This window comes from Mesorhizobium sp. M0306 (genome assembly GCF_040321655.1).
Classification (GTDB): domain Bacteria; phylum Pseudomonadota; class Alphaproteobacteria; order Rhizobiales; family Rhizobiaceae; genus Mesorhizobium.
The window spans coordinates 20,359-32,690 of sequence record NZ_JAMYRY010000035.1 but is presented as its reverse complement, the minus strand read 5'-3'; the positions used below and the strand labels follow the sequence as shown (position 1 = coordinate 32,690).

Below are 12,332 nucleotides of genomic sequence, written 5' to 3'. Positions count from 1 at the left end.
CGTCATGCGGTTGATGGACCTCGAGGGAGGAAGAGAATGACGGTTGAAATTCTGGCGCAACGCAATGCACGGCCGGGACGCGACGAAGAAGTGGATGTGGTGATCGTCGGCGCCGGCCCGTCCGGCTCGGTCGCAGCACTTCATCTGGCGCGCGCCGGCATTTCCGTGGTCGTGCTGGAACAGGGCGAGTGGCCGAACTATGACGACTACACCGGCGCCCGCCCGGAACACGAGCTGGTCAGCACCAAGCTCTGGCATCCCAATCCGAATGTTCGCGACAACCCGAACGACTACCCCGTCGATACGTCCACGACGGATATAAATCCGCTGATGTTCGCCGGCGTCGGCGGCAGCGCCACGCTCTATGGCGCGCAGTGGATGCATTTCCTGCCGTCCGATTTCCGGGTACGCTCGATGGACGGCGTGGCCGAGGACTGGCCCTTCAGCTATGAGGACCTCTTGCCCTATCAGCTCGAGATTGAGCGCGAAGTGGGGGTCTCAGGCCTATCCGGCGATCCGGCCTTTCCGCCGCGCGGCGCCTATCCCTTTCCGGCGCTGCCGATGGGGTCCGTCGGCCTGCGCGGCGCGCTCGGCATGGAGAAGATGGGCTGGCACTGGTGGCCGGGAAGCAATGCAATCCCGTCGGAGAAGTTCGGTGAGCTCAATCCATGCGTGCGCCGTGGCACCTGCCTTACCGGCTGCCCCGAGGGGGCGAAGTCGACGACCGACCGCTCGCATTGGCCCTTGGCGTTGAAGGCCGGCGCGCGGCTGATCACCCGTGCACGGGTGAAGGAGGTCGAGACCAACGACCAGGGGCTCGCCACCGGCGTCGTCTATATCGACGCCAATGGGCGCGAGCGGCGCCAGCGCGCCAAGGTCGTCATCCTGTGCGCCAATGGCGTCGGCACGCCGCGGCTGCTGCTGATGTCGGGTGGCTCCAGGAATCCGGACGGGCTCGCCAATTCCTCGGGCATGGTCGGCAAGCGGTTGATGATGCATCCCTTCGCAAGCGTGCTCGCCTCCTACGAGGATCCGCTTGATTCCTGGCGTGGCCCCTTCGGTCAGCAGGTCTATTCGCTGGAATTCTACGAGACGGACGAAAGCCGCGGCTTCGTGCGCGGCTCAAAATGGAACTGCATGCCGTCGGGCGGACCGGTCGGCGTGTCCGGTGCGACCGGCTCGAAGGTCTATGTCGCCGAGGAAGGCCGCTTCCAGGATTTCTGGGGCGCCAAACTGCATGAGAACGTTGCCCGCCGCTTCGGCCATTCGCTGATCTGGGGAATCGTCGGCGAAGACCTGCCGGAGGAGAGCAACCAAGTGGTGCTGTCGAAGGATCTGGTGGATTCCGATGGCCTGCCGGCACCGCAGATCGTCTACAAGGTCAACGAGAATTCCAACCGGCTGTTGCAGTTCAATATCGACCGTTGCCTGGAATCAGTGCGTGCCGCCGGGGCCATCGAGACGCTGGTTTCGACACCGGTGCGCGAATCCGGCTGGCACCTGATCGGCACAACCGTCATGGGCGACGACCCCAAGCGCTCCGTCGTCGATCAATGGGGCGCCTGCCATGACGTGCCGAACCTCTATGTCATGGACGCCTCGACCTTCCCGACCTCGGGCGCCACCAATCCGACGGCGACCATCATGGCCGTTGCGTTGCGCAATACGCAGCGCATGATTGCCGAGCGCCGCAATCAGAAGGTGGCCTGAAATGGCGAAGGAACAAGTCTTTTTCGCGCTCGCCGATTTTCTGATCCCGGCGCATGGCAAGATGCCGAAATTCAGCGATGTCTGCACGTACGCGGACGTCGAGAAATCCCTCGATTTCCGCATCGATCTCAAGGAGGCCTTTGCCCGTGCCATCGCCATAGATCCGTCCACCGGCGCGGAGGCACATCTGGAAAAAATCAACAGGCAAGACGGCGAAGCCTTCTCCGCGATCACCACCATTGCCATCGCCACCTATTACATGAACCCCCGCGTGCGTGAACTGATCGGCTATCCCGGGCAGGAAAATGTCCAGTATGATTCCAAGGCAACGCAGATCTATCTGACCAATGGTTCGCTCGGTCATGTGATTGCGCGTGGCCGCAAATATCGGCCGACCCCCGGCCTCTGACCTCCACCAAACAGGAAAGGACTACCCAAATGGGCAAGGACGTATTCGACAAGGGTTTTGAGATCCGCAAATCGGTTCTGGGCGCGGAGTTCGTCGAGAAATCCTTTGCCAGCGCCGATGATTTCAATCGACCGATGCAGGAACTGGTGACGGAGTATTGCTGGGGCGCCGTATGGGGCCGCGATACGCTCGACAAGAAGACGCGCAGCATGCTGAATCTTGCCATGCTGGCTGCGCTCAACCGGCCACACGAGCTGAAAATGCATGTGAAGGGCGCGCTTCGCAACGGCGTCACCAAGGATGAGATCCGCGAGGTGCTGCTGCAGGTAGCGATCTATGCCGGCGTGCCGGCAGGGGTCGATGCCTTCCGGCTCGCCCGCGAGGCCATGCAGGAAGCCCAGGCATGACGACGCGCCCGCCGCTCGCCGCGGAAAAACTTTCGATGCTGGTCGGCGGGCGCTTGGTCGCCTCGGCATCGGGTGATCGTTTCGAATCCTTCGATCCCTTCACCGGCAAGGCCTGGGCGCTGGTTCCGCGCGCCGGGGTTGCCGATGTCGACGCGGCCGTTCAGGCCGCCGTCGACGCCTTCCGCGGCGAATGGCGCAAAATGAGCCCGAGCGCGCGCGGACAGATCATGGCGCGCTTTGCCGATCTGGTCGCCGAGGAAGCCGAAAATCTGGCCATTCTCGAAACCCGCGACAATGGCAAGCTGATCAATGAAATGCGGATGCAGTGCAAATATATTCCGCAATGGTTCCGCTTCTTTGGCGGCCTTGCCGACAAGATCGAGGGGCGTGTTATCCCGATCGACAAGCCGGGCGTGTTCAACTACACGCGCCAGGAACCGCTCGGGGTCGTAGCCGCGATCACGCCGTGGAATTCGCCGCTGATGTTGGCGACCTGGAAGCTGGCTCCAGCACTTGCCGCCGGCAACACGATCGTCTGGAAGCCATCGGAATTCTCCTCTGTCTCGGCGCTGTTCTTCGGCCAGCTCTTCGAAAAAGCCGGCTTTCCCAAGGGCGTCGTCAACATCATAACCGGCTTCGGCAACGAGATCGGCGACCGGCTGGTCACGCATCCCGATGTCGCGAAAGTGGCCTTCACCGGCGGCGACGCCACCGGCCGCCGCGTCTATCAATCGGCCGCAGGTGGGCTGAAGAAGGTGACGCTGGAGCTCGGCGGTAAATCCGCCAACATCGTCTTCGCCGACGCCAAGATGGAAGCGGCCATACCCGGCCTCGTTTCCGGCATCTTCGCAGCGACGGGGCAGACCTGCATCGCCGGCTCGCGCGCGCTCGTGCAGCGCTCCGTCTATGACCAGGTGACGGAAAAACTGGTCGAGTTCGCAAGGACCGCGAAGATTGGCGATCCGCTCGATCCCGAAACGCAGGTCGGTCCGATCACGACGCTGCCGCAGCGTAAGAAGGTGCTCGACTATATCGGCATCGCCAATGGCGAGGGTGCAACGCAATTGCTGGGCGGCAAGGTGCCCGAGGACGAGTCGATCGCCGACGGCTGGTTCGTCGAGCCGACGATCTTCGGCAACGTCAAGCAGTCCATGCGCATCGCGCAGGAAGAAGTCTTCGGACCGGTGCTCTCGATCATTCCGTTCGAGGATGAGGACGAGGCGGTGGCGATCGCCAATGACAGCATTTACGGCCTCGCGGCCGGTCTGTGGACGCAGGATCTCGGCCGCGCGATCCGCCTGCCTGAACGGCTCGAAGCCGGCAGCATATGGGTCAACATGTATCGTGCGACCAGCTATCTCTCGCCCTTCGGCGGCTACAAGCAGTCGGGCTTCGGGCGGGAGAACGGCCAGACCGCCATCTACGAATATCTCCAGGAAAAAAGTGTCTGGATCGACGGCGGGAATTCCATTCCGGCGCCGTTCGTTCAGCGCTGATCGGACACGACCTTCGAGGAGAAAGCCATGGCCATACGTTTCGACGCCGTGCCGCAACTCGATCCCGAGGTGGCCAAGTTCGTGGGCGGTAGGCACGCGATGTTGGTCGGCAATGAATGGCTGCCGGCAAATTCTGGAAAGACGCTCGACGTGGTCGATCCGTCGAACGGCCAGGTCATCGCTGCGGTGCCGGCGGGCGACAGGGCCGACGTCGATCTCGCGGTCAAGGCGGCGCGCAAGGCGCTCGACGGTCCATGGTCGAAAATGGTGCCGGCCCAGCGCGCCAAGCTGATCTGGAAGCTGGCCGATCTCATCGACGCCAATCTCGACATGCTGGCGACACTCAACTCCTACGAAAGCGGCAAGCCGATCGGCGATTCCAGGAATGGCGAGGTGCCGTTTACCGCCGAGACCTTCCGCTACTACGCCGGTTGGGCGACCAAGATCAACGGCGAGGCCATGACCATCAATGCGCCGGGCGACTGGCATGCCTACACGCGCCGCGAACCGGCCGGCGTGGTCGGCCAGATCATTCCATGGAACTTTCCGCTCGCCATGCTGGCCTGGAAGGTGGCGCCGGCATTGGCGGCCGGCTGCACGATCATCCTGAAACCGGCAGAGCAGACGCCGCTCGGCGCGCTCTATTTCGGCAGGCTGGTCCAGGAAGCCGGATTCCCGGAAGGCGTGGTCAACATTTTGACAGGTTTTGGCGAGGCCGTTGGCGCTCCGATGTCGGCCCATCCGGATATCGACAAGATCGCTTTCACCGGTTCGACCGAAGTCGGCCGGCTGATCGCGCGCGCGGCGACAGGCAATCTCAAGAAGGTCAGTCTCGAACTCGGCGGCAAGGCGCCGACCATCGTGCTTGCCGATGCCGATATCGAAATGGCGGTGGCAGGCGCTTCCAGCGCCGCGTTCTTCAATGCCGGCCAGAGTTGCGGTGCGGGAACGCGCTTCTTCGTTCACAAGAAGATTTACGACAAGGTGATGTCCGGCGTCGCCGAGCGTGCCGAGAGGCTGAAGCTCGGCGCCGGGCTTGACCCCTCGACCGAACTTGGCCCCGTCGTCTCGCAGCAGCAGATGGAACGCATCACGCGGCTGATCTGGGAAGGCAGATCCGACGGCGCCGAGATCGTCACCGGCGGTGCACGCGCCGGCGAGGTGGGCTATTTCGTCAAGCCAACCCTAATTGCCAACACGCGGCCTGACATGTCGGTCATCCGCGAAGAAATATTCGGGCCCGTGGCCTGTGCGATGCCCTTCGACGATGAGGACCTAGATCAACTCGCCAGGGACGCCAACGACACGGAATATGGCTTGGCCGCCTCGATCTGGACCAACAATCTCGGTGCCGCGCACCGGTTGGCCGCGAAGATCAAGTCGGGCACGGTCTGGATCAACTGCCACAACTTCAACGACGTCACCATGCCTTTCGGCGGTTTCAAGCAATCCGGCTGGGGGCGCGAACTCGGCGAGCAGGCGCTCCAACTCTACACCGAGACCAAGACCGTCGCCATCCGCCTGCCGTAAGCGAGACCGTCGATGTCCTGTTATGAGATCATCGATGCGAGGTTCGGCGATCTGATCGATCCTGTCGCTTTCCTCGAAACCATCCATACGGGGAATCGCTGGACGGAGGGGCCGGTCTATTTCGCCGACCACCGGTCGCTGGTGTGGAGCGACATTCCCAATGACCGCATGCTGCGCTGGGATGAATAAACTGGCGCAGTGTCTCTCTTTCGCGGCAACATCGCCAATCCGAACGGCAATACGCGCGACCGGGAAGGGCGGCTCGTCACCTGCATGCAGGGCGAGCGCCAGGTTGTGCGCACCGAATGGGATGGCTCGGTCACGGTGCTGGCCGATGCGTTCGACGGCAAGCGGCTGAACTCGCCGAACGACGTGGTGGTGAAGTCGGACGGCAGCATCTGGTTCACCGATCCGAATTACGGGATCATCTCCGACTATGTTGGTCGCAGGAGCCTTCAGGAACAGCCGGGCTGCCGCGTCTATCGGATCGAGCCGCTATCGGGAAAGGTCACCGTCGTCGCCGACGATTTCTTCATGCCGAACGGGCTTGCGTTCTCGGCAGACGAAAAACAGCTCTATATTTCGGACTCCGGATTTCTCACTGACGGCAATGCGCCTCACCACGTCAGGTTGTTTGACGTGGAGGGCGAAAAACTGATAAATTCCCGCGTGTTCGCCGAGATTTCTCCGGGCATACCGGATGGCTTCCGCATCGATGTCGTGGGCAATCTCTGGATCAGCGCCTGGGACGGCGTCCAGTGCCATACAGCGGATGGCGAGCTGATCGGAAAGATTCAAGTGCCTGAAATGGTTGCGAATGTGGCGTTCGGCGGGCCGCGCAACAATCGGCTGTTCATCACGGCGACGACTTCGGTCTATGCAGTCTTCCTGAATGTCCGAGGCCTGAGATTTCCATTCGGGAAGTAAGAAGACACCACGGAAAATTCCTGAAAGCTTTGCCGCAGCGGATGGCCAGATGGGTGAGAGTTGGACACGAAGCAGCTACAGGTATTCATCGCCGTTGGTGCGGCGGGCAGCTTCTCGAAGGCCGCGCTCGACCTCAACGTCACCCAGCCGATGGTCACGCGCCATATTCGTGGGCTTGAGGAGGAGCTCGGCGTCGAGCTGTTCTATCGCAACGGCCGCGGTGTGGTGCTGACCGAGGCGGGCGGGCTTCTGAAGGCCCATGCCGACGAGATCGTCGAGCGGATGCGGCTGGCGCAGAATGCGGTGTCCAACCTCAAATCCTCGCCGAAGGGGAAGTTGGTGCTTGCCGTGCCGCCCTCGGTCGGTACCGTGCTGACGGTGCCGCTGGTCAAGAAGATCAAGAACGAGTTTCCCAATGTCGCGCTGCAGGTGATCGAAGGCTTCAGTGGTCATATCCTGGAATGGCTGATTGCCGGCCGCATCGATGCCGCCGTGCTTTACAATTCGCCGAACCATCCTTCCGTGCTGACCGAACCGCTGGCCGATGACGAACTGTACCTGATCGGACCGGCCTTGCACGAGCGCGTGCTGCCGCGCTGTCCGGTTGGCCTCAACATCTTCGCCGAACTGCCGATGATCCTGCCCAGCCGCCCGCACGGGCTGCGGCGGCTTATCGACAACACATTGGCTGAGCATGGCATCTATCCGCGCGTCGAGATGGAGCTTGAGGCCATGCCTTCGACCCTGCTCCTGGTGGAGGAGGGAGCCGGCTACACGGTTCTGCCCTATGCGTCGGTCCATCTCCTCGTTGAGGCTGGCCGCCTCGAGGTCTGGCCATTCGACCCGCCGATTACCCGACAGCTGATCCTCGCGACCTCCTCGCACCGACCGATGTCCTCGAACTTTCGCCCACTCTTCCGTGCGGTGCGCACGGAGCTGCGGGACATCATTTCCACCCACATCTGGAAGCCATTGACGCCATCTTGAACAACCGATGGGCTCGGACTTGCGTCACCCTCGGTCGATCGGCGATGGTGCAGATAGGAGCCTCGACTGCAACGGCGACGTTCGGTTAGCATTGTTCGTCGATTCGATGGCTGCGTGAGCCTGACGTATTCAGCGGGTCCATATGTCTCTTGCGATGTTTAGCATAGAGATGTCTGCTTTTTTACCGATTTGTCCGCAGACCGGACCGGCCGCTTCCGGCCCAAAAAGCTGTCGGACCGGAATTCGCCTCATGTCGGTCATTCAGCCAGCCACTCCTGTCCTCCCGAAGCCGACATTAATAGTGCCCACACCACCGTCGAAATTGCGCCGGGAGCGGACGACACCATTAGGAGAAGTGGCATTGAGGCTCTACCTCAGCGTCGCCAGCAGGTGTTCGGCAGCCCCGACATCCGCCGTATTCAGGCTCTCCACAAAATACGCCGCAACCGACTGCAAGAGCTCGCGAGCGCTGTTGATCTCCCCGCGCCCGGCCATCAGCGTCGCCATGTCGATTGCGGTTCGCAACTCCCATGCCCGTGCGCGCTGACTTCGGCTCAACTCCAGTGCCTGCATGAGGTAGGCGGCAGCTTCATCACGGTTGCGCTCCGACTGGAGCAGGAGGCTTCCCTTCATCCGTAGCAACTCCGGGAGGTACAACTGGTCGCCGTTCTTTTCGACTTGACCAAGCGACTCATCGATCAACGCAATGGCTTCATCAACCTGACCGATCGCGGACAGTCCCCTAACTAGCGAGAGCTTGAGCGGCGTCGTGAGCAATTCATAAGGCGCCGCGTGGAGCTTCTGAAGAGATGTCTGCAGGCCCTCGACGCCGCTTTTTGCATCGCCGTGACGGATCGCGACTTCGCTTTTGAAGCCCCGACCGACCAGCAGGTAAGGAGTCATGGAATGGGATTCCGCGCGGGCGATGAGCATATCTATGTACGCCTCGGCGCTCTTCAGGTCACCGGTCCACAGGAAGACCGATATCGCCCAGATCAACGCGATCGCCAACGTTAGAGAATGATCCATGGCGGCAGCCTCTTCGACGGCCTGTCGGGCGTGTGCCATGGCTTGATCCGGATGGCCTTGTAGCCAAAGGTTCCTCGCCAGGATGGCCCTGGCCAGGATTTTGCCTTCGAAGCCCAGATAGATCGTCGTGGTCCGCTGGGAGCGCGGCCCACGGTCGAGCGCCGCCTCCAGCTCTGCGCGGGCCTCCGCGAGGTCGCCTCGCAGGTGGAGCGAGATGCCCAGGATCGAGTGTGCCAGCGCGTTGACGACCGAGTCGTCCAAGGTCGCGGCTGTGGCTGAACAACGCCTTGCAAACTCAAGGGCGGTTGCGAAATTGCCCGTCCGCAGATGGAACATGTTGAGCGAACCCAACAGACGCACCCGGTCCAGCGGATCGCCGCGCTCCTCGGCGATCGCCAGGCTCCTCTCCAGAGCTACGCGCGCCCTGTCGCGTCCTCCCCGCATGAACATGAAGGACACGCCGAGGGCTGCCTGAAGATGCATCTCGTCAAGTCCGCCAAGGGCGGCATCGTCGAAAGCGAATATTGCTCTTTCAGACCAGCGATGACACTCCGGCAACAAGGACATTGCCAGGAAAACCGGCGCGACAGCGCTGGCGAGTCCGACGCCGATCTCGGCGTTTCCGCTGTCGCCGAAGCACCATTCCAGGGCAGCCCGGACATTGTTGATGGCGGCGAAGTGGGGCGCCCGCTCCTCACCGGTCGCCAGGCTTGGCCACTCGATCCCGGTCTGCTCCAGCCATCTCCGATAGTAGGCGGCGTGGCGCACTGCCAGATCGGCAGCCTCGGCGTCATCGATCCGGATGTCGAGAACGTAGGCGCGCGTCGTATCGAGGAGCCTGTAGCGCATCATTGCTCCGACCGGACGCGTCGCCACGATCGATTTGGCGACAAGACTGTCCATGGCGCCAAGGACGGTCGATCGGTCGAGGGTCGCGCTCGTCACGACCTCCAGGGCGGCATCGAGCGTGAAATGACCGACGAATACAGCGAGCCTGCGAAGCACCACGCGCTCAACGTCGGTCAGGAGCCCAAAGCTCCAGTCTAGTGTCGCCTGCAAGGTCTGCTGACGCGGCGGCGCTGTCCGTGAACCGAGCCACAGCAGTGTCAGGCGTTGATCGAGAAGCGCGGCTGTCTGCTGCAGCCCATAGGATTCGACGCGTCTGGCCGCCAGTTCGATCGAGAGCGCCACCCCGTCAAGCTTTCGGCAGATGCTTGCGATGATCAAGGCCTCGGCGTCGCCGACGTCCAAACGAGCGCCACCTGCCACCGCTCGCTCGACGAACAGCTGGGTGGCCGGGAATGTCTGGACGATGGCCGCCGTTAGCCCCGGTTCGTCGGGCGGAAACGCAAGCGCATCCAACCGGCAGATATGTTCGCCCTCGACCCGAAGCGCCTCGCGGCTCGTCGCCAGGATGTAGACCTGTGACGCCGCATCGACGATGCTCGAGGCCAGAGGCGCCACCGCATCCACGAGATGCTCACAGGTATCGAGGATCAAGAGAATCCGCTTGTTGCGCAAGTAAGCGATCAGGTTGGGCGTCGCATCCTCTGTTTGAACCGTTAGTCCAAGCATCGAGGCGACGGCTGTCGTCACCAGACCGGGATCGCCGATCATTCCCAGATCGACGAACAAGACCGCCCCTGAAAATGCTTCGATCAGGTGATGCCCGACTGCGATCGCGACGGTGGTTTTGCCGACGCCACCGGCGCCAACGATGGTGACGAACCGCGAAGCATTCAGCTGCACCGACAGCTTAAGAACATCCTCGTCCCGTCCGACCATCCGGCTCAAGCGGTTTGGAAGATTCGCGTGCGGAAACTCAGCGGCAATGAATAGGGCTTCGTCGCGTGGGCTGTTTAATCGCAAAACCGGCGCAACGAAGCAATAGCCCCGCCCCGGAAGGGTCGCGATGTACCGCGCGCCATCCTTTCCATCGCCCAGCGCCTTGCGCAGTCCGGTCATGTGGAACCGCAGGCTGCCTTCCTCGACGACGACATCCGGCCAAACCCGCGACATTATATCTTTCTTGCTGACGACTTCATTCGGTGCAGAGGTCAGGACTATGAGAATGTCGATGGCGCGCGAACCCAGCTCTACGGGAGCGCCTTCTCTTGTCAGAAGCCTTTCACCCGCAGCAAAATGGAAAGGGCCAAACGACAATCTGTCTTTGGCTTGTATTCCCGTTTTCGTCATGGCGTCTTCTTTTGGAGCCGCCTGCACCCAGCGTCGCAGTTTAAGTCAAGGAGCGCACCTGCACCATAGGGAGTCTCACAGTCTAGGCGCCTCCTATCTGCTCAAAAAAGCGGCAGGCTGGCAGCGGCTAACACAAGCTCACGACGCATAACGGGCAAATCCCGCCTCCTGGGCGTAGTTCAAGCTACGCAGATAGATCGCAAACCCATCAACCCAGGAGAGACCCATGGACACGACCAGAACCTCCGAAGCAATCGACCAGGATCGCCGGCGACTTTTGGGCACTGCGGCGGCCGGCATCGCCGCCGCCGGCGCGGCAAGCCTGCTCCCGTCGCAATTGGCCGCCGCATCCACGAGCGATACCATCCGCCCTTTCACCGTCAGTTTCCCGCAGGAGGAGATCAATGAGCTTCGCCGGCGCATCGCCGCCACGCGCTGGCCCCAGCGCGAACTCGTCTCCGACGAGGCGTCCCGGCGGATCTGGTCGACCCCAGCAACTGTAGGGCCAACGCAGGGCGTGCAACTCGCCACAATGCAGAAGCTCATGCAGTACTGGCGAACGGAATACGATTGGAGCAAGTGCGAGGCGCAGTTGAAGGCCCTGCCGAATTTCGTCACTGAGATCGATGGACTCGACATCCACTTCATCCATGTGAAGTCTAAGCATCAGGGCGCCCTGCCTGTCATCATCACGCACGGCTGGCCCGGTTCGGTCATCGAACTTTTGAAGATCATCGACCCGTTCACCAATCCCACTGCGCACGGAGGCACGGAGGCGGAGGCGTTCGACGTGGTGATCCCGTCGATGCCGGGCTACGGCTTTTCCGGCAAGCCCACCGAAACGGGTTGGGATCCCGGGCGCATCGCGCGGGCGTGGATCGTGCTGATGAAACGCCTCGGCTACGACCGCTACGTCGCGCAGGGCGGCGATTGGGGAGCACTCATCACGGAACAGATGGCCCTGATCGCACCTCCCGAGCTGGTCGCCATCCACACGAATATGCCGGGGACCATTCCGCCGGAGATCGTGAAGGCGCTGGCCTCCGGCGGTCCGCCCCCCGCTGATCTTGGCCCCGACGAGAAGCGTGCCTACGAGCAGGTAGCGTTCTTCTACAAAAACGGCTTGGGCTACGCCAACGAGATGGCTCTTCGTCCGCAAACGCTCTACGGGATCGTCGATTCACCGGCCGGCCTGGCGGCGTGGATCCTCGATCACGATGCGGACAGTTATGCGCTGATCGCCCGCTCCTTCGATGGAGAGCCGGAGGGCCTTACCCGCGATGACATCCTCGACAACATCACGTTCTACTGGCTGACGAACACGGCGATCTCGTCGGCACGTCTCTATTGGGAACATACGCAAACGGCGAAGGCCGGCTTCTTCGACGCCAAGGGCATCACCATTCCCGTCGGTGCGACTGCGAACCCCAGTGAAATCTACACCGCACCGAAGAGTTGGACCGAACGCGCGTTCCCGAAGCTTCTGCACTATGGCCGCACGGACAAGGGCTGCCATTTCGCCGCCTGGGAGCAGCCGAAGAGTTTCACCGATGAGGTGCGCGCAACATTCAAGACGTTGCAGACATGACGTGTTGGCGGAGGATGGCGCGCCGGACGCTCGTCATCTTCCGCCCAGCGATA

8 protein-coding genes and 1 pseudogene are annotated in these 12,332 nt (G+C 62.0%); 8 read left to right on the top strand and 1 reads right to left on the bottom strand.

The annotated features are described in order from the left end of the window. Positions 1 to 36 precede the first annotated feature (36 nt). The 7 genes and pseudogenes from NKI95_RS29755 (at position 37) to NKI95_RS29725 (ending at position 7,466) form a co-directional block, all read left to right on the top strand. Positions 37 to 1,710, top strand: coding sequence for a GMC family oxidoreductase (locus tag NKI95_RS29755; protein WP_352721292.1), 1,674 nt, complete (start codon positions 37 to 39; stop codon positions 1,708 to 1,710). Position 1,711: 1 nt separating this feature from the next. After that, complete coding sequence (locus NKI95_RS29750) at positions 1,712 to 2,119, top strand: hypothetical protein (protein WP_352721291.1); 408 nt, start codon at positions 1,712 to 1,714, stop codon at positions 2,117 to 2,119. Positions 2,120 to 2,148: 29 nt separating this feature from the next. Further along, positions 2,149 to 2,526, top strand: coding sequence for a 4-carboxymuconolactone decarboxylase (gene pcaC, locus NKI95_RS29745; RefSeq protein WP_352721290.1), 378 nt, complete (start codon positions 2,149 to 2,151; stop codon positions 2,524 to 2,526). Beyond that, positions 2,523 to 4,022 carry an aldehyde dehydrogenase gene (locus NKI95_RS29740; RefSeq protein WP_502909280.1) on the top strand — a complete coding sequence of 500 codons (1,500 nt, stop codon included), beginning with the start codon at positions 2,523 to 2,525 and terminating at the stop codon, positions 4,020 to 4,022. Before pcaC ends, NKI95_RS29740 begins: the two co-directional genes overlap by 4 nt. A gap of 27 nt (positions 4,023 to 4,049) precedes the next feature. Beyond that, positions 4,050 to 5,552, top strand: a complete 1,503-nt coding sequence (locus NKI95_RS29735; RefSeq protein WP_352721289.1) for an aldehyde dehydrogenase family protein — start codon at positions 4,050 to 4,052, stop codon at positions 5,550 to 5,552. Between the two features lie 12 nt (positions 5,553 to 5,564). Continuing rightward, positions 5,565 to 6,479: pseudogene (locus tag NKI95_RS29730) on the top strand (SMP-30/gluconolactonase/LRE family protein). A 60-nt stretch (positions 6,480 to 6,539) separates the two neighbouring features. Next, complete coding sequence (locus tag NKI95_RS29725) at positions 6,540 to 7,466, top strand: LysR family transcriptional regulator (RefSeq protein ID WP_352721287.1); 927 nt, start codon at positions 6,540 to 6,542, stop codon at positions 7,464 to 7,466. Between the two features lie 369 nt (positions 7,467 to 7,835). Here NKI95_RS29725 and NKI95_RS29720 read toward each other — a convergent pair whose 3' ends face one another. Then, positions 7,836 to 10,691, bottom strand: a complete 2,856-nt coding sequence (locus tag NKI95_RS29720) for an ATP-binding protein (protein WP_352721286.1) — start codon at positions 10,689 to 10,691, stop codon at positions 7,836 to 7,838. Positions 10,692 to 10,917: 226 nt separating this feature from the next. On the opposite strand from NKI95_RS29720, the gene NKI95_RS29715 reads away from it, so the two are divergent. Continuing rightward, positions 10,918 to 12,279, top strand: a complete 1,362-nt coding sequence (locus tag NKI95_RS29715) for an epoxide hydrolase family protein (RefSeq protein ID WP_352721285.1) — start codon at positions 10,918 to 10,920, stop codon at positions 12,277 to 12,279. The last annotated feature ends 53 nt before the right edge of the window (positions 12,280 to 12,332 follow it).